The sequence below is a fragment of the Paraburkholderia humisilvae genome (assembly GCF_902859855.1).
Classification (GTDB): Bacteria; Pseudomonadota; Gammaproteobacteria; order Burkholderiales; family Burkholderiaceae; genus Paraburkholderia; species Paraburkholderia humisilvae.
This window is the reverse complement of record NZ_CADIKH010000026.1, coordinates 22,006-39,571: the sequence shown is the minus strand read 5'-3', so window position 1 is coordinate 39,571 and position 17,566 is coordinate 22,006. Positions and strand designations below refer to the sequence as shown.

The 17,566-nt window shown below is 62.7% G+C and carries 15 protein-coding genes and 1 tRNA gene; 3 read left to right on the top strand and 13 right to left on the bottom strand.

Annotated features, from left to right (window positions below; all coding sequences use genetic code 11):
* The first annotated feature begins 48 nt into the window (after positions 1–48).
* Positions 49–1,350: an aspartate aminotransferase family protein gene (locus tag HV796_RS24885; protein ID WP_175229165.1), complete on the top strand. Its 1,302-nt coding sequence runs from the start codon at positions 49–51 to the stop codon at positions 1,348–1,350.
* Between the two features lie 178 nt (positions 1,351–1,528).
* The gene (locus HV796_RS24880) at positions 1,529–2,545 is read left to right on the top strand and encodes an alcohol dehydrogenase (protein WP_175229164.1); all 1,017 of its coding nucleotides are present in this window, start codon (positions 1,529–1,531) and stop codon (positions 2,543–2,545) included.
* On the opposite strand, the gene HV796_RS24875 is transcribed toward HV796_RS24880, so the two are convergent.
* From HV796_RS24875 to HV796_RS24825, 11 genes are all read right to left on the bottom strand, one after another.
* Entirely contained in the window at positions 2,502–3,503 is a 1,002-nt protein-coding gene (locus HV796_RS24875; protein WP_246356028.1) for a vWA domain-containing protein, read from the bottom strand. The genes HV796_RS24880 and HV796_RS24875 overlap by 44 nt on opposite strands.
* On the bottom strand, positions 3,500–4,057 hold the full coding sequence (locus HV796_RS24870) for an MxaK protein (RefSeq protein WP_175229163.1): 558 nt from the start codon (positions 4,055–4,057) through the stop codon (positions 3,500–3,502). Before HV796_RS24870 ends, HV796_RS24875 begins: the two co-directional genes overlap by 4 nt.
* Positions 4,054–5,052 carry a vWA domain-containing protein gene (locus HV796_RS24865; RefSeq protein ID WP_175229218.1) on the bottom strand — a complete coding sequence of 333 codons (999 nt, stop codon included), beginning with the start codon at positions 5,050–5,052 and terminating at the stop codon, positions 4,054–4,056. Before HV796_RS24865 ends, HV796_RS24870 begins: the two co-directional genes overlap by 4 nt.
* Complete coding sequence (locus HV796_RS24860; protein ID WP_175229162.1) at positions 5,049–5,963, bottom strand: hypothetical protein; 915 nt, start codon at positions 5,961–5,963, stop codon at positions 5,049–5,051. The genes HV796_RS24865 and HV796_RS24860 overlap by 4 nt, the downstream gene beginning before the upstream one ends.
* On the bottom strand, positions 5,960–6,838 hold the full coding sequence (locus HV796_RS24855; RefSeq protein WP_175229161.1) for a DUF58 domain-containing protein: 879 nt from the start codon (positions 6,836–6,838) through the stop codon (positions 5,960–5,962). The genes HV796_RS24860 and HV796_RS24855 overlap by 4 nt, the downstream gene beginning before the upstream one ends.
* A 4-nt stretch (positions 6,839–6,842) precedes the next feature.
* A complete protein-coding gene (locus tag HV796_RS24850) occupies positions 6,843–7,862 on the bottom strand; it encodes an AAA family ATPase (RefSeq protein ID WP_175229160.1) in 1,020 nt (339 codons plus the stop codon).
* 302 nt (positions 7,863–8,164) lie between these two features.
* The gene (locus HV796_RS24845) at positions 8,165–8,827 is read right to left on the bottom strand and encodes an HAD-IA family hydrolase (protein WP_175229159.1); all 663 of its coding nucleotides are present in this window, start codon (positions 8,825–8,827) and stop codon (positions 8,165–8,167) included.
* A 20-nt stretch (positions 8,828–8,847) separates the two neighbouring features.
* Positions 8,848–9,294 (bottom strand): DeoR/GlpR family DNA-binding transcription regulator, encoded by a 447-nt coding sequence (locus HV796_RS24840; protein ID WP_246356027.1) that lies wholly within the window; start codon positions 9,292–9,294, stop codon positions 8,848–8,850.
* 1,309 nt (positions 9,295–10,603) lie between these two features.
* Positions 10,604–10,933, bottom strand: coding sequence for a hypothetical protein (locus HV796_RS24835; RefSeq protein ID WP_246356026.1), 330 nt, complete (start codon positions 10,931–10,933; stop codon positions 10,604–10,606).
* Positions 10,934–11,017: 84 nt separating this feature from the next.
* Positions 11,018–11,716, bottom strand: a complete 699-nt coding sequence (locus tag HV796_RS24830; protein ID WP_175229158.1) for a hypothetical protein — start codon at positions 11,714–11,716, stop codon at positions 11,018–11,020.
* Between the two features lie 912 nt (positions 11,717–12,628).
* A tRNA-Arg gene (locus HV796_RS24825) sits at positions 12,629–12,704 on the bottom strand.
* Positions 12,705–13,021: 317 nt separating this feature from the next.
* Between HV796_RS24825 and HV796_RS24820 the strand changes: the two genes are divergently transcribed.
* Positions 13,022–13,939 carry a c-type cytochrome gene (locus HV796_RS24820; protein ID WP_175229157.1) on the top strand — a complete coding sequence of 306 codons (918 nt, stop codon included), beginning with the start codon at positions 13,022–13,024 and terminating at the stop codon, positions 13,937–13,939.
* Between the two features lie 77 nt (positions 13,940–14,016).
* Here HV796_RS24820 and HV796_RS24815 read toward each other — a convergent pair whose 3' ends face one another.
* Together HV796_RS24815 and HV796_RS24810 are read right to left on the bottom strand one after the other, a co-directional pair.
* On the bottom strand, positions 14,017–16,110 hold the full coding sequence (locus HV796_RS24815; RefSeq protein WP_175229156.1) for a UvrD-helicase domain-containing protein: 2,094 nt from the start codon (positions 16,108–16,110) through the stop codon (positions 14,017–14,019).
* A 248-nt stretch (positions 16,111–16,358) separates the two neighbouring features.
* Positions 16,359–17,501 (bottom strand): ACT domain-containing protein, encoded by a 1,143-nt coding sequence (locus HV796_RS24810; protein ID WP_175229155.1) that lies wholly within the window; start codon positions 17,499–17,501, stop codon positions 16,359–16,361.
* Positions 17,502–17,566 lie beyond the last annotated feature (65 nt).

The following is a 17,566-nucleotide window of genomic DNA, read 5'->3' as shown; positions in this document are numbered from 1 at the left end:
GACCCGTCTAGACTGCAAGCTGATTCCCCACTCGCGAGGAGAACGACGGTGTCCCGAAACCACGACGCAACGTTCTGGCACAACGCCAGGCAGCACCTGATACGCTATGGCGGCGCGTTCGAGCCGCTGATTATCGAACGCGCGCAAGGCAGCTTCGTGTACGACGCGGATGGTCGCGCGATACTCGATTTCACCTCGGGCCAGATGAGCGCAGTGCTGGGACACAGCCACCCCGATATCGTCTCGGTGATCAACGAATACGCGGGCAAGCTCGATCACCTTTTCAGCGGAATGCTTTCGCGTCCGGTCGTCGAACTGGCGACCCGTCTCGCCGACATCACGCCTGACGGACTCGACCGGGCACTGTTGCTCAGCACCGGCGCCGAGTCGAACGAGGCGGCCATTCGGATGGCGAAGCTGGTCACCGGCAAATATGAAATTGTCGGTTTCGCACAGTCCTGGCATGGCATGACGGGCGCGGCCGCATCCGCGACCTATAGCGCAGGGCGCAAGGGTGTCGGTCCGGCCGCCGCCGGTTCGTTCGCGATCCCCGCGCCGTTCTTGTACCGGCCGCGCTTCGAGCGCAACGGTGAATACGATTACTTCGCAGAACTGGACTACGCGTTCGATCTCATCGATCGTCAATCCAGCGGCAATCTTGCTGCCTTTATCGCGGAGCCCATTCTGAGCTCCGGCGGGATTATCGAACTCCCGGAAGGCTACATGGCGGCCCTCAAACGCAAATGCGAGGAACGCGGCATGCTGCTGATTCTCGACGAGGCGCAAACCGGCATCGGGCGCACGGGCACGATGTTCGCGTGCCAGCGTGACGGCGTCACGCCCGACATTCTCACGCTGTCCAAGACGCTGGGGGCGGGCTTGCCGCTCGCGGCCGTCGTGACGTCCGCGCAGATCGAGGAGCGGGCCCATGAACTGGGCTATCTGTTCTATACGACGCATGTGTCAGATCCGCTGCCCGCCGCCGTCGGCCTGCGTGTGCTGGATGTCGTGCAGCGCGACGGACTGGTGGCGCGTGCGAACGTGATGGGCGGGCGACTCAAGCGCGGACTGCTGGATCTGATGGAGCGCTTCGAATGCATCGGCGACGTGCGTGGGCGAGGCCTGCTGCTGGGCATGGAAATCGTGAAGGACCGCCGCACGAAGGAACCTGCGGATGAACTGGGCGCAAGGATTACCCGCGAGTGCATGAATCTGGGGCTCAGCATGAACATCGTGCAGTTGCGCGGCATGGGCGGCGTCTTCCGCATCGCGCCTCCGTTGACCGTTCACGAGGACGAAATCGGCCTCGGCCTCGAATTGCTCGAGCAGGCCATCCAGCGCTCACTCTAGCCGCGACGAAAATCCGCAATCCTTACGACCGTTCGGTTGTGATCACGTGCGTCGCGACCTACTATCCAGTGCGGACCAGCCGATCGCGGCACCCGGCGTTGTCATAGGATTGGCGACAACTATGCCGGGCGAATCGCGGCTGCGCTGGATCGACTGTTCTTCAACTGGAGCGAGACCCATGCGAAAGATGAGAGCGGTACAGGTCGCTAGCCCGGGTGGGCGGCTGGAACTGGTGGAGCGCGACATCCCCGCAGCGGGCGCTGGCCAGGTGCTGATCAAGGTACAAGCGTGCGGCATTTGCCACAGCGACGCGATGACCAAGGACGGCACATGGCCGGGCCTGCAATTTCCACGTGTGCCGGGGCATGAAGTGGCGGGCGTGGTCGAATCCGTCGGAACGGGTGTCGAAGGCTGGACGGCCGGCGAGCGTGTCGGCGTGGGCTGGCATGGCGGGCATTGCGGACACTGCGCGAATTGCCGTCGCGGCGTCTTCGTTCTCTGCCAGAAGGCGCAGGTGCCGGGCATCAGTTATGACGGCGGATACGCGGAATACATGGTGGCGCCGCAGGAAGCACTCGCGCGCGTGCCGAACGAGATGGCTGACGTGGACGCCGCACCGCTTCTCTGCGCCGGCATCACGACGTTCAATGCACTGCGCAACAGCGGCGCACGCGCGGGCGATACGGTCGCCATTCTCGGTATCGGCGGGCTGGGCCACCTTGGCGTGCAGTTCGCACGGCGGATGGGTTTTCGCACGGTCGCGATCGCGCGCGGAGAGGACAAGGCTCCGCTCGCAAAACAGCTCGGCGCGCATCACTATATCGACAGCCGCCGCGAGAATGTCGCTGACGCGCTGAAGGCCTTTGGCGGCGCAAAAGTCATTCTCGCGACCGTGACAAATGCGGATGCGATGTCCGCGACGCTCGGCGGCCTGGCGCTGGACGGTAAGCTCATTGTGCTGGGCATCGCGCACGAGCCGATCGAAGTGTCTGGCGCGCAGCTCATCATGGGACGCAACGCGGTGCAGGGCTGGCCTTCCGGTACGTCCGCCGACTCCGAAGACACGCTTGAGTTCAGCGCACTCGCCGGCGTCAAGCCGATGATCGAGACCTATCCGCTCGAACGCGCGGCCGCGGCGTATGACCGGATGATCAGTGGAGAGGCGCGTTTTCGGGTCGTGCTGACGATGCAGTAGCACGCGACTCATGCCGCGTCAGATGAGCGCCGGCATCGCGAACTGTGGCGATGCCGGTGCTTCCGCGAGGGAGAAAACGTAGCACAAGCAAAAGCAACGCGGCCAGCGCCGGGCACCACCGGAAATCGGTCGCGACCGGCATGCGCCGGCCCAATCGAGGGTCGGCCAGCGCCGCATATAAGGATGCGAATTCATCGAGCCGCCGATAGCCGAAGCCGGTATGAGCGGCGAGCGCACGAAGATACGGCTCACGCAACTCCGACAATTCCTCGTGTCTGCCGGCCGTGCGGCCGTCTCGCTCGGGCGCGCTTTGCACCACCTCGTCCGCGCGCCAGTATCCGGAGCGCACGCCCTGCGCGTTCGTGCGTGGAATCGGCGCCGGCTGATCGCCGCCGACACCGATGATCCAACCGCCCGCCTGTCCTTGCGCAATTCCATGGACGGTCGTTTCGGACGGCGGCACCGGCGGCGCCTCCTGGCCATCGGTGACAAAGATGACCGCCGCCTTCGATTCCGGTTGCGACGCCGCCTGCACCGCAGAATAAATACCGCCTTGCGCGATGATGCTGCTATCTGCCCATCGCATGTGACCGCCAATTTCGTCCAGAGACGACAGCAGCGCGTCGTAGTGTGTGCAGACCTCGACCGGAACAAAAAGTAGCAACGAGCGCGTGCCGGTAAACACGCTCCAGCCCACGCTCGAACCGCATGGCAGACGCTGTAACGCCTGCTGCATCGCCGCCTTCGCGAAAATCAGCCGGCTGACGGGTCGCCCGTTTAGCGTGACGTCTTCTGTATCCATGCTCTGCGTGATGTCGAAGGTGACGATGTAACGGGTGACGACTCTGGTGTGTTCGATCGGCGGCATCCAGACGGCAGCAGCGAGCAACAGGACGACCGCGCCGAGCAACGCGTGTCGGCGCACCAAGCCCGTCCAGTCGACGGCGGCGGCGTTCACGGCAGCTCCTGCGGTAGCGCGCCGCGTACCGTCACGCTACGCTGCTGCTCGATGTCCTGATCGGTGTCGGCTTCGTCGGCCGACTCGGGGGCGAGACGCAATGCCCGCTCGAAGTTGTAGCGTGCGTCCCAATCGGTTGCGTCTTCGCGCAGCAAATCGCGGTAGCGGGTTTTCGCCAGCTCGATCAGCGGCAGCGATCGTACCGGCCCGCGCGCGTCGTCGCCTGCCGCTTCACGCAAGTTCATGTTCGCGAGATCGTAGAGCGCTGCCCGCTGGACGCTGACGGGCGCGGGCCCCTGGATCAACTCGTTGAACAGCCGGCCCGCGTCGACCTGACGCCGTGCCGCCGATAACGCGACCGCGCGTGCAAGGCGTGCCTCTGGCGCTTCGTCAGCGTTGCTGGCCGATAGTTGCGCGATCGTCGCGCTGCGTGTCGCAGCGATGGTCCGATCAAGATCGATGGTCCGTTCAAGCTGCAGCGTGTAATAGACGGCGACACCTGCGCAGCAGACTGCGGCGGCACCAAACAGGATGTGCATCGATCGGCGTCTCATGCCCAGCTCCGCTTCTGAACACTGCTGATGCAGATCAACGCGGCACAACAGACGAGCGCGGCGACAAAGCATACAGTGCTCCGATCCTGTCTCGGCAGCCGCTCGATCAATACCGATTGCTGATTTTCACGACGTCCAATCTCGGACATGGCCGCAGCCATGTGCTCCGCGTCGTTGGCCTGATACAGGTGATACGGAGTCCGTAAGGACTGAAAGAAACGATGTAGTTCGGCTTCTGCCGAATGATTGAATTGAGGGGCAATATCAGTGAGATCCGGACTGTAGACGCCGCTGCGCAGATAGACGAAATACAGCGCGACACTGTCTTGCGCGAGGGCGGCACTGATCCGCTCACGAGCCATTGCGTCGAGGCGCGCGCCGCCGTCGGATACAAGGACGATTGCACGACCGCCCGTGTGCGGTCGCCCGTCGAATAGCCGAACCGCGTAGGACAATCCGGCGTCGAGCCGGGTGTCCGGCATGCCCCGGCCGACACTGGTCGCCTCCATCGCCGCATCGACGATCGCGTGATCGCGCGTAAAGGGGACCGCGAGCATCGGCTGCAGGCCGAACAGCACGAATGCGAAGCTGTCGTTCGGACGTCGCGCGACGAAAGTCGCCAACGCGCGCGATGCGACCTGTTTCTTCGACTCGCCGCCGGCTATGCCGTTCGGCAACCTGGCGAGGCCGCGCCCAAGCTCGGCGTCCATGCTGGCGCTGCGATCCATCAGGATCAGGATCTCGCCGCCGGCGCCCATCACTTGCCGTTGCAGATTCGAACGGCCTGGACCCGCGAGCCCGACGACGATCGCGGCGATCGCGAGCATCGCGGCCACGCGCCACAACACGCTGACGAAGCGTCCGATCGGGTCGCGCGGCAGCCATGCGACGCACGGAAACGGTAGCGAATCGATGCGCCGGCGCGACAGCGGCAGCGCGGCCAGCGGCAGCAGCGCGAGTACCCAGGAGTTGGCGAAGTCCAGCATGGCGGTCAGTGCTGGTTGCGCCGTTCGGCGCGATACAGCGCCTCGGCGAATTTGCGCAACGAAAATCGCTCGGGCGGCGGCACGTTTTCGAAGAAGCGCGCGCTCGAGCAACGAAAGAACGCCTCGAGCTGCGGGCGAAGCGGCTGCAGGTGCGGCGCATCGCGTAGCAATTGGGGCAATGAACGCGCGCGAATCACGCGGCCGGCCGTTGAATTGAGGGCGTCGTGAAGCAGGCGCCACGCGGTCGCGTCGTCATCCACTGAGGCGGGGTCGCGGCGGCGCAGCGCTCGCCACACGCGCGCGAACGGCAGCCGGGCAAACTCGCGCCGGTCGCGCCACAAGGCCCACGCGCACCACGCGATCAGGACGCCGAATGTGGCCGACGCCCAGATCGCGAGCGCGCGCCGGATGGGCGCCAAAGAGGGCGCGGTGATGACGCGGTCCGCTTGCAACGGCGTCAGCAGTCCGCGATTCGGCGGGTCGGTGAGTGTCAGCGGCGCGACCGTCACGGCCCAGTCAGGGACATCGAGCGCGGCACCGGACGTGAGCGGCAGCCTCGTCGCGGGGATCGTCACGGACACCAGCTGCTGCGGCGCGTTGACAATCTGATAGTGGAGCACGAGCCACTGGCGGCCTTCATCATCCGTCGAAATGGAAGGCGGGCGGCGTTCGAGCCACGGCGTGATGCGGCCGGCGGACGGCAGCGCGACCAGTTCGGCACGGTGGCCGCGCTCCTGCAGCAGCACCTTTTGCTCGAGCACATCGGCAATCGCGTGGCCGAACGCAGGAGGCTGTTGCACGATCGCCTGATCTGCATTCGCCAACCGGCAGGCACACAGCATCGATAGCCCAAGCGCGATGGCCACGCATGCCCGCCCGCGTTCGCTTCCTTTCTCCCGCGCGCTCGCTCGTTGCGTCATGCGACCTGCTCCACGAAATAGCGGCTCAGCGCATCGGCATCGACCGTGTCGGTCGCGAAAAGCGGCCGTATGCCGCTGTTCGCGAAAAGGGTGCTGATGTGATTCCGGTTGGCGGCTACGGCCGCGCGCCATCGGTCGCGCAGCGCGTCCGTCATCCAGATCGAGCGTGGTTCGCCCGTTTCCATGTCGTGTGTCGTGAGCCAGCCGTTGGCCGACGGCGGCTCCAACTCCGCCGAACTCCACAACACGATGGGCACCAGCCAGATACGGGGAGCCGATCGAAGCATCGTGGGCAGCGTATCGAGCGGCCAGTGGAAATCGGAGACCAGAAAGACCAGGCACGCACGTTCAGCAATGCGCGCGAGCGCCTTTTCCAATCCGGCCACCGGCGACGCGCCTCGCTTGCCGCCTGGGTCCCCGCCTGGTTTCGCGTGCCGCAGCGTATCGCTCATCAATGCGCCGGCGCCGCGCACATGGCGAGCCGGCAGAAACAGGTCCTCGCGCTCATTCGTATCGAACGCCAGCATGCCGGCACGATCGCCATGACGGAACGCGCTGTAGCCCAGCGCTTCGACGAACTGCGCAGCGGCCTCGAGCTTCGACGAGAGTCGGCCAAACCGCATCGACGCCGACACGTCCACGACCGCGTAGACGGGCACCGCGACTCGCTGCCGGTGAAGCCTGACTAGCCATTCGCCGTGTCCGCCTCGAATGCTGGCGCGAATGTCGATGCGCCGCGGGTCCGGATAATCGAACAGGCGTGCGTGCGAGATGAACTCCTGGCCAACGCCGACGCTCGTGCCTCGATGCGAGCCGGGCCGCGCGCCGGCCACGCGCACCGGCAACCTGTAATGAAATTCCTTGAGTTGCGGCATGGCATTACGGCGCGGCGATGCGCTCGACGATCCGCTCGATCAACGCCTGCGCGAGCTCGGTGCGTCGCAGCTCATAGATCGGCGTGAAAAACACCCGATGTGCGAGCGTCGGCGCGATGACGACGTGTACGTCCTCGGGTTCGATATACGTACGACCGGCAAGCCACGCGACGACTCGCGCAGCGCGCAGCAACATGCTCATCCCGCGAGGACTGGCGCCCGCGAGGATCAGGTTATTCATGTCGACCTCGTCGAGTGCGATGCCATAGCGCGCGGGCGACTCGGTGGCGCGCCAGATGTCCAGCGCATAGCGCTCGATCGCTTCGGATGCGTGCACGCTCGCCTGAATGATCGCAGCAATCGTGTTCAGCGCCTGCCATGGCAAAACGGCCGGTGCGACGCGGTCCAGCAGCGCGTCGGTGTCGTGAAACAATGGGTCGAACACCAGCGTGCGCCGTACCTCGTCGTCGTCGGGCGTGGCCATGTTGAGTTCGAACATGAAGCGGTCGCGCGCGGCCGACGCGAGTTCGAAGGTCTCCTCCTTTTCGACCTTGTTCCGGTCGGCGAACAGCGTCATGTGCGGAAAGTTGTATTCACGATCGAACGCGAACACCGAGCGCTCCGCCATCGCCCTCAGCAACAGCGATTGCACCTGCGGGCGGGCACGGTTGATTTCGTTGAAAAAGAAAGTCGACAGCGATTCGCCGTGCTTTAGCAATGGCCCCGGTTCGATACGCGGTTTGCCGTCCGCATCGACATACGTGTGATAAACGAGGTCGCCCGGCATCAGATCGATCGTGCCTTCGACACGCTCGAACTGGCCGCCGACCGCGCGGGCGATTGCGCGCAACAAGGTTGTTTTGCCGACGCCGACACCGCCTTCAGGCAGCACATGGCCGCGTGCAAAAAGCGCGATATTGATCAGCCGCACCGTGTCGTGCTGTCCGATCACCGCCTTCGCGGCTTCCCGCTCCAGGTTGAGCGCATCGCTACGCCAATCCTGCAGTTGCTCGTTGGCACCCATCGTCCGCGTCCTTACGATTCGCCCCGTCAGTGCGCAAGTCGATCGGTCGCACGGCGGCGGTGACCTGTGTGTATAACTGCAACGGCGGGCCGCATGTTTTGTGCCAATGCAACCGTATTGCGTGGACGTGGCGAACGCATCGCACGTACCAGTCTGTGCCAAAGCAAAGGGACAGTTTGTGTCTTTCTGGTCAGACGGATCTGAAATCGATGCCGATCACACCGATGCGGAGGATAACGCTTTCTGGTACGAAATGATCCAGCGAGCCAGGCAAGGGGCGGCGAGCTTACTCGCCGCGGCGCTCAGGCGGAAATTTGCAGGACGATATCATCGCCGTCCATGACGGGACGGATGCAGCGGAGATCCTGCACGCGAACGGTTTCACCGAACCCGGCAGCCGACGACGCCCACGCGATCGCGATTACCTTGGCGCCCGCCGCAACGCCCGCCTCGATGCCGGCCGGCGCATCCTCGAACACCACGCTGTTGCGCGCGTCGGAATTCATGCGTCGGGCTGCAAGCTGGAATCCGTCCGGTGCGGGCTTGCCGCGTGTGACGTCTTCCGCGCTGACCAGCAGTGGCGGAGCCGGCAAGCCGGCGGCTTCCAGGCGTTTGAGCGCAAGCGGCCGATCCGCGGAAGTCACGACGGCCCAGCGATCCGCGGGCAACGCGCGTAGCAGCGCACCCGCGCCCGGGACCTCGATAATGCCGTCGGTATCGTCATACTCACGCCGCATCAGAGCAAGCGCGTCTGCTTCGACGTCCACACCGGCCGGCGCAAATGTCCGCATCGTGTCGATCGTGCGGCGTCCTTGGGCTTCCCGTACCACGAGCGCAGGGTCCAGCCCGTATCGGTTCGCCCACTCGATGTACGCCCGGTGCATTGGCGCCCGGGAGTCGAGCAGCGTACCGTCCATATCAAACAGCACACAGTTACAGCGCAGAAAATCCAATTGTCGATGCATGGGGAACAGTCCTGGAAAGATCAGCTGGCAAGCAGCAATTCGATGCCTGCGTTTTCAGCAGCCGAACGTGCATTGTGCGGCAAATCGTCGTCGCACACCCAGGTCGAAACCCGCTCGAATGGGACAATCGATACGAAGCCGCGCTGACCCCATTTGGTGCTGTCCGCGATCGCACACACCTGGCGGCTACGTTCGATCGCTGCGTGTTTCAGCTGGGTCTCCAGCTGGTTCGCGTTGGTCCAGCTGGCTTCGAGGTCGATGCCGCGTGCGCCCATAAAGAACCGATCAAAATGCAGCTGGCCGACCTGGGCGATGGCGACCGGCCCGACGGTTGCGAGCCCGTTGCGATACAGCCCTCTGAAAGCGAGGGAAGAGGGTGTATGGATGTGGGTTGAGGCATCCCACGTTGCAGTCAGGAAAAATAAATCGGATAGCCAAATAAAAAGGTGTGCGATCTCAATCGACACGACGAACGTTGGAGCGAAGAAGGGAGAGGTGGAGGAACAGAAGCGCGGTTCGGCAACCCGGTCGAGCCGGGCAAATTCACGATCACACCGGCGTGATCTGAAAACGCGAGGGCCGGAGTTTGACTCACTCCGGCCCTCGTCGGAGCCACTACTGTTCGAAAGAGATTCGCCGGGCTTCAGAGCGCCTTCTTAACGGCGTTCGCTGAGTCAGTCAGGTCTTTACCGGCGCCTGCGACCGTATTGCAGCCCGCCAATGCGAGCAGGCTACTGAACAACAACGAAATAGCTATCAAGCGCTTAAGCATACTCACCCACCTCCCACCTGTTCTATTACGCGCCGGCAACTGTTTCCGGCAACACGAGAAAAAAAGACCCTTGGCTTCCGCCGTAGGGCCTTGATCTGGCTGGGTAATTCAGATCACCCAGTGTCCTTTCAAAAATCTGGCGCGCCCGGCTGGGGTGGAACTTGCAACCCCGGCATTCGAAGGGCGTCGTCCAACTATACGGATTGCGGGTTCGTCTATAAAATCAAAGGGTTACCGCATCTCGAATTTGCGTATCTTACCGCGAAATGGAGGGTGGAGTACAAAAATTGCTGGGTGGGAAGGCTGGTGTGCGGACGGTTATCGGGATACGGGTCATGTGCCTGCAGTCTTGGATGTGGGAAGTGACTTTGAAGTGGTGCAGCGGGTTCTACACAAAAGACGCAGCCCACCGGACCACTGACCAACGCCCGTAAGCGACCGCATTCAGACGCGCAAAGGCGCATGTGGGTACAAAAAACACGGTTGCCAGGGACAAAAGAGCGATGAGGCGTGAACTGCAGCGCTCCATGTCATTGCAAGCTGAAACGGGTAAATGGTCATGCGACCGGGTGACCCGACTTAAGATGTATAGCGTCAACCACATCAAAAACAGCCCCCATCCGAAGCCCAAAGCCGTTATTGCGATGCGTTTCACGTTATCTCCCAGAACGAGATCGGCCGGCGACGTTCCAAGGTCAGAGCGTTGCGCGCTGTACGGCCGGCGTTGCAGCTACAAACTTGTAAGCGGGGCGGCGCCTCGTCGTATCGAGTTGGGGCCCGGAACATTTCGCGCGGGCATATGAGCGTGTCAATACCGCGCACCGCCAAGGCTCGCCATTTGGTCATGCCGACACGACGCAGAGACAGGAACGATGGGCGTTTGGATAACGGAACGGGACACGAAACGTACGAATCAAGGGAGTAGCGTTGCACGCTGGAATAGAAAGCCCCGCACGTGCGGGGCGGCAAGGCCGACTGCGAAACGGGTGGCCGTCTGATAATAATCAACGCCATACTGCGGCGTAGTAGAGCAGATAGAAACAGACCATACCCAAGACAAGTGAGAGCGCCGCTACGGCTCGCGACGAAGCAGCGTTAGCTTGCTTAAATCCGGCAATCGCCCAAATCAGGCTCGGCGCGGCGATGAACGCGACGATGAACGTATAACCTAACGCCGATACATGGCAATGCTCGATATCCCAACAATCATGCCAACGCGTATTGATTAGCGGCCATGCTAGCCGCCGGGACAATCGGCTAATCCATACCATCGATAGCCACGACAACGCGACACCAACGCACAGGTAAGCGATAGACCACGCGACGCGGTTCACTTAATTTCCCAGGCGAGAATCTGCTTTGACTTGCCTAAGTCAGAGTACCACGCAGACGATACCCCTACTGCCCTACGCCCCTAATTAGTATTGCTTCGTGCGTACACCTTCCGGATAGACACGTTCGTGTTCAACGCGTGCTTGCTCCAATTGCGCTTTAGTTTTCCCATCGTAACGTGTGTAATAGTTGCTCGACACCCCTTTGTCTCGCAACTCCCGCTCAAATTGGCTCGAATGCTCCCTTGGTGGCATATAGTGTCCACTTTGATCTGTAACACGTTGTGGTTGCCCATTTTTTACGCTTAGCGTACCAGCAGCAGCGACGGGTCCTCCGGCCAAAAACGAGCTGTGTTTAGGGACGAAGTCCTGGTCGCCGGCGTAGACCGTCCCCTGTCCGTTCATGACGAATATGGCGTGTCTCCCGTTAGTGTCCATTGGTATCCAGCGGCCATCGCGAGTCTTCTGAAGCATCACTCCATCTTGAATTTTGATTTCGTGTCGGTCACGCTGCCGACTACTAAAGTACTCCACCGCATTTTCTTCACCGGCTGCCCCGATATCCATTTCGTAATAGTGTTTAATCACCCCGAGAGTCCGGTACTTGTCACCTTCCCGAAGCGACGTTCTGCTGGGCGGACGGGACAATTCAGCTAGCTCGTTACGAACTTGTTGCCGGGTGGCCGAACCGGTCGTTTGTGTTTGAGACGAAGGGTTATGCCGCACTGGCTGCAACGCAACGTTCCGCGCTTGTTCCACATTTGCTGTCGAGTTGATGCATCCCATGGAGGGCTCCTCAGAGTATGTCAAGCCGTATTGGCTTTTAGAATATAAATCTCTGAAAACGGACATCGACTGAATTTGGCGAAAATCGTCTTAAAAACGCGAAGCGGCCACGATCTCGTCAACTGGTCCCGAAGTGTGGCGATATCCGGCGCAAACCCGGTATCGCCCCAGATCACCTACCCCAATCGCACGCGGGACGGTTCACAGCTAGTGAGGAAATGGATTTGCCGGTGCCGCGACTTTGACCGGCACCAGCGTGAGGAAATTGGGCTGTCGACCCTGCCGGTTGACTTCGACACCGGTCTTGTCGCGCGCATGGTCGCTACCGCGATCGATGGTCGCGACGCGTATGCGCGTGCTGCGTATAGGCATAAACACGAGACGCAGGCACAACGGACCCCCGTTCGTTGGCTACATCAACAGACGGTTTCGCATGCGAAACCGTCTCACGGTTTTCCTTTCGAGCAGGACTGACAAACTAGCGCTGTCCCGATCCGGTCAGGGACCGTTTTGGGAAAGTTATGTACCAAAGTGGTACAAGTTAGGAGGACTTCACATGGATATCGTCGAACTGATCGAACGCGCTAGAGAGGCTGCCGGATCACAACTGGCCAGCGCGGAGAAGATCGGGCGGACGCATTCCTGAATCAGCAAATGGAAAGCGGGACGTCGTAAGCCAGACGCGGCCGATATCATGCTGTTGGCCGAAACGGCGGAACTACCGCCACTCGAGACACTTGCAGAGATTGAGTGCGAGTCCGACGAGGAGTGCTCGTCAGTGTGGAAGCGGGCGTTGGCAACCCACGCGCAGCAGGCGTGGCCAACAGGAGTCGTTTCTGGGAGTAGGAGCTGTAACAGTCGCGGGCATCGCGCCGCAAAAGGCACAAGCCGCAGAGAAACAAAACAATCAGGTGGCGCGCCCGGCTGGGATCGAACCAGCAACCCCTGCCTTCGGAGGGCAGTACTCTATCCATTGAGCTACGGGCGCGTGCAGGAAGGCAATAACCAAGCGCCGCGATCAATCAAAAAAGCAAGAACCAGCGCCGGGCAAGACCAAAAGAATAACCGTTTTCGCATGCCCCGTCCACCGCGCCGGCCGCCCGGGGCCATTCCAGCTGCATCGAAACCACCACCAATCGACTAAAAACCCACTACAAACTGCGGGTAAACGCCTGCTGAACACCCACTCCGCACCCGCACCGACGCCGAAACCTTCCGTCTATAATCGTCCGTGGCCTGAATCAACAATAAAGTCGTTGCCGTCGCGCTGTACCGCTCACAATACCCACGGGAGACGAGACAAGCATGAGCGAAGCACCACACGGAGCCCCGATCAAAACACCTGGACAGCTCATCGCCGCGGTCATCGCGTCATTTGCTATCCCCATCGTCATCATCATCCTGCTCGCTCACTACGTCGACACTTCGACGCGCACCGGCGCCGGCACAGACAGCCTGTCCGACGCAGAGGTCGCCAAGCGCATTGCCCCGATCGGCCAGGTCGAAATTCGCGACTCGAACGCGCCGCGCACCTACAAGACCGGCGAAGAAGTCTACAAGGCCGTTTGCTCGGCCTGTCACGCATCCGGCGCCGCCGGCGCCCCGAAATTCACCAATACCGCTGACTGGGCGCCGCGCATCGCGCAAGGCTTCGATACGCTCTGGCACACCGCGCTGACCGGCAAAGGCGCGATGCCACCCCGCGGTGGCACGAGCCCCGACGACTATAGCGACTACGAAATCGGTCTCGCCGTCGCGTATATGGCGAACAACGCTGGCGCTCACTTTGAAGACCCGCCGAAGCCAGTGCCGGGTGCGCCGGCTGCCGCTGCGGCGTCCGGCGCGGCAGCCGCAGCCGCATCCGGCGCCGCCGCTTCAGACCAGGGCGCCGCGCAAGCGGCCGCCGCCGTCGCCGCACTCGCCAGCGTCCCGCAAAGCGCCGCACCGGCAGCAGGCGGCGATGCGCAACAAAGCGCGGATGCATCGCAGGCCGGCAAGGCGCTGTATCAGTCGGTCTGTCAGGCATGCCATGCGGCCGGCGTACTGAACGCGCCGAAGTTCGGCGATAAGGAAGCCTGGGCGCCGCGCCTGAAAGACCCGATCGACACGATCTACAACTATGCATTGCACGGCAAGGGCGCGATGCCGCCGAAGGGCGGTTCGAACGCGTCCGACGCGGATGTGAAAGCGGCCGTCGACTATATGATCAGCCAGGTCAAATAAGCCGAAGCCAAAAGACAACATCCCTGCGAAGGCCGATCAAAGCCTCGCAGGGATTTTTCATTGATAGCCCGCGCCGCTTACCCTTTCTGCAACAACGCCTTCAAACTCGCGAGCCTATCCTTCGGCGTCATCGGCGCTTCTTCCGCAGTCGGCGGCGGCGCATCATCGAGCGCCATCTCCGGAATAAAGCGCGACGGCTCGCATACCACCGTCTCCCGCGCACGCTTGCGCTTCTTGCACCAGTTCAGGTGCAAGCTCCGCTGTGCGCGCGTTATCGCGACGTACATCAGCCGGCGTTCTTCCTCGATGCGCGAATCGTCGACGGGCCCATCATCCTCAGAGCCGCCGCGGTGCGGCATGATCCCTTCCTCGACCCCCACCAGGAACACATGCGGATACTCGAGCCCCTTCGACGCATGCACGGTCGACAGCCGCACCGCGTCCGGGTCCTCGTCCTTGCCTTCGAGCATCGACATCAGCGCAACGGTCTGAATCAGTCCGAGCAGGTTCTTGCCGGTATCCGCGAGGCCATCCGCGTTGTCGTAGCCGGTCGCTTCGCCGTCTTCGGTGATTTCACGCTCCGGTTTCGTGCCCTTGCGCTTCAGCCATTCGAAAAACTCCAGCACGTTCTGCCATTTCGTCTGTGCCTGCCGCTCGTCGAATGCATCGTACAGATAGGCCTCGTAATGGATCGCGTCCATCAGGTCGTCGAGCACGGTCGTGGCCGGGTCCTTGTCCGCGCGATCGGTCAGGCGCTGGATGAAATCGCAGAACGCGCGCAGCGGCTCGACCTGCCGCGCGGACAGCCGCGCTTCGATGCCGCCCATATACACCGCTTCGAATAGCGACACCTTCGCCTGTCCCGCGAACGCGCCCAGCGCTTCAAGCGTCGTATTGCCGACCCCGCGCCGCGGCGTCGTGATCGCGCGGATAAACGCGGGGTCGTCATCGGCATTCGCAATCAGGCGCAGATACGCGCAAATATCCTTGATCTCAGCACGATCGAAAAACGATTGCCCGCCGGACAGTACATACGGAATCCGCTCGCGCCGTAGTACCTGCTCGAAGATGCGCGCCTGAAAATTGCCGCGATACAGAATTGCGTAGTCGCGAAACTGCGTGCGTCGCTCGAACTTGTGCGCGGACAGGCGAAACACGACCGACTCCGCTTCGTGTTCCTCGTCGTTGCACGGCGTGACCGTGATCGAATCGCCCATGCCATGCTCGGACCACAGCTTCTTTTCGAACAGCTTCGGGTTGTTCGCGATCACGTTGTTCGCGGCGGTCAGAATGCGCACCGTCGAACGGTAGTTCTGCTCCAGCTTGATCACGTGCAGCTTCGGGAAATCCTTGCCGAGCTGCGCGAGGTTTTCGAGCGTCGCGCCGCGCCAGCCGTAAATCGCCTGATCGTCGTCACCGACCGCGGTAAACGCCGCGCGCGGACCCGCAAGCAGCTTCAGCAATTCATACTGGCACGTGTTGGTATCCTGATACTCGTCGATCAGCAGATAGCGCAGCTTGTTCTGCCACCGGTCGCGCACCGCTTCGTTCTGTGCGAAGAGCTCGGCCGGCAGCCGGATCAGATCGTCGAAATCGACCGCCTGATACGCGTGCAGCGTTGCGACGTAGTTGCGATAGACAATCGCCGCCTGGTGTTCATCTTCGTTTGCGGCGATCGCCAGCGCCTGCTCGGGCATCACGAGCCCGTTCTTCCACAGCGAGATGATCGACTGAATCTTCCGAATGAACCCTTTATCGGTCGAACCAACCTGCTCCTGGATCATGCCGAAGCAGTCGTCCGCATCCATGATCGAGAACTGCGGCTTGAGCCCGACGTGCTCCGCTTCCTGACGCAGAATCTGCACGCCGAGCGAATGGAACGTGCACACCGTCAGCTGATTGACCGGCACCTTGCGGCCTTCCTTGCCGGGCGCGGTCAGTGTCTTGCCTTCGAGCAGTTTGCCGACGCGCTCGCGCATTTCCGCGGCCGCCTTGTTGGTGAACGTGACGGCAGCGATATGGCGCGGCTCGAAGCCTTTTGCTTCGATCAGATGCGCGATTTTCTGCGTAATCACGCGTGTCTTGCCGCTGCCCGCGCCGGCAAGGACGAGACAGGGACCGTCGAGATAGCGCACCGCTTCGCTTTGCGCGGAATTAAGGCCTGCGGACATGTCAGTGGGTGGATTCTGCAAGGATGGGCGCGGCGGCGATTGCCCGGCCCGTGAAACAGGCTGCCGCGAGCGGCGGGTGGGATGGCGCACGCAAAGCACAGCGCATCGGCGCCGACGCTTCACTTGCGCTACCGCTCGCCGGCGACCCGCGATGTTAACACGGAAGATCGTGCCGGCACGGCGATTCCGGCGCAGGCCGTCGTCAACCAACCTTCCACGTTCGCGCGCGGCAATTCAGGCGTGCGGGATCAGGCGTCGCCTTCGCCGAGCGCCATGTCGGCCATCAATTCGGCGGCGAGCGATTCGAGCAGCGCGCGCAGCGCGTCGATCGACATCGTCGCGGGCATCGCGAGCACGGCCTTGACGCCGAACTGATGCGACCCGGCAGGCGCGTGCGCGAGCTCCGTGCTCAGTTCCTCGATACTGATGTCGTGCGCCGACAGACTGGCCGACAGGTCCTGCACGATACCCGGACGGTCGGGCGCGGTGAGCTCCAGCGACACACGGCGCCGGCCCTGACCGAGCGCCGGCAGATCGCTGCGCGCGATCACGAGACGCAGCCCCGCGCTTTCGAGATCGCGCAACGCGGTGGTGAGCGCGTCGGCGTGACGCTGTGCGACTTCGAACTGCACCATGCCGGCGAACTGGCTGCCGAGACTCGCCATGCGGCTGCCCATCCAGTTCGCGCCGAACGCGCGCGCGCGCTCCGACAGCAGGTTGACGATGCCGGGACGGTCGGCGCCGATGGCCGTGACGACGATCGTGGCCAGCGGCCCCGGCGTTTCCTCGGTGAGTTCGATGCGCCGACGGATGATCGGTGCGCGCGTCGCGAATTGCTCGTCCTGGGTGCTCGCGGGCAGTTCACCGTGTTCGCGCGCGTAATGCGCGACGCGCAGCAGCAGCGCGAGCCCCATCGGCGCAAGCGCGCGCTCCCAGAGTTCGCGCGCGGTTTCGCCCTGCTTGACGAAGCACCAGTCCTGCGCGGCGATTGCGCCGGCATCCCAGCCGTGCGACAGGTGATAGATCGAGCCGCCCGCGATCGGATCGCCTTCGAGAATCGTCCATTCGACCGCCGCGATGCCGCGATGGCGCGGCAGCAGCGAAGGGTGATAGCCGACACCGCCCAGGCGTGAGCGTGCGAGCGCCTCGTCGGTCACACGCGCATGCGTGTGCGCGGCGATGATCAGGCCGGTGTCTTCGGGAATCGCGCTGCCTTCAACGCGCCTCGGGTTGTCGTGGATCGCCGTTGGCAGACCCGCCGCGCGGCCGGCCACCGCAAGACGGTCGTCGGCGGAAGGGGCCACGACCCCGGCGATCTCGATGCCGTCAGCCCGAAACGCCTCCAGCACCGACGCGCCGAAGTAGCGGGATCCCACGATCGTGCATTTCATTCATCTGTCTCCTGTCGATGCGCCGCATCGAGTCGTGCAGGCTGCGCACATTGTCGACGATTTTG

What these genes read in the sequence shown, in the direction of transcription:
- HV796_RS24880 (WP_175229164.1), top strand. Translation starts at nt 1,529, where the DNA reads ATGCGAAAGATGAGAGCGGTACAGGTCGCTAGCCCGGGTGGGCGGCTG.
- HV796_RS24810 (WP_175229155.1), bottom strand. Translation starts at nt 17,501, where the DNA reads ATGAAATGCACGATCGTGGGATCCCGCTACTTCGGCGCGTCGGTGCTG.
- HV796_RS24860 (WP_175229162.1), bottom strand. Translation starts at nt 5,963, where the DNA reads ATGACGCAACGAGCGAGCGCGCGGGAGAAAGGAAGCGAACGCGGGCGG.
- HV796_RS24845 (WP_175229159.1), bottom strand. Translation starts at nt 8,827, where the DNA reads ATGCATCGACAATTGGATTTTCTGCGCTGTAACTGTGTGCTGTTTGAT.
- HV796_RS24850 (WP_175229160.1), bottom strand. Translation starts at nt 7,862, where the DNA reads ATGGGTGCCAACGAGCAACTGCAGGATTGGCGTAGCGATGCGCTCAAC.
- HV796_RS24815 (WP_175229156.1), bottom strand. Translation starts at nt 16,110, where the DNA reads ATGTCCGCAGGCCTTAATTCCGCGCAAAGCGAAGCGGTGCGCTATCTC.
- HV796_RS24870 (WP_175229163.1), bottom strand. Translation starts at nt 4,057, where the DNA reads ATGAGACGCCGATCGATGCACATCCTGTTTGGTGCCGCCGCAGTCTGC.
- HV796_RS24855 (WP_175229161.1), bottom strand. Translation starts at nt 6,838, where the DNA reads ATGCCGCAACTCAAGGAATTTCATTACAGGTTGCCGGTGCGCGTGGCC.
- HV796_RS24820 (WP_175229157.1), top strand. Translation starts at nt 13,022, where the DNA reads ATGAGCGAAGCACCACACGGAGCCCCGATCAAAACACCTGGACAGCTC.
- HV796_RS24830 (WP_175229158.1), bottom strand. Translation starts at nt 11,716, where the DNA reads ATGGGATGCATCAACTCGACAGCAAATGTGGAACAAGCGCGGAACGTT.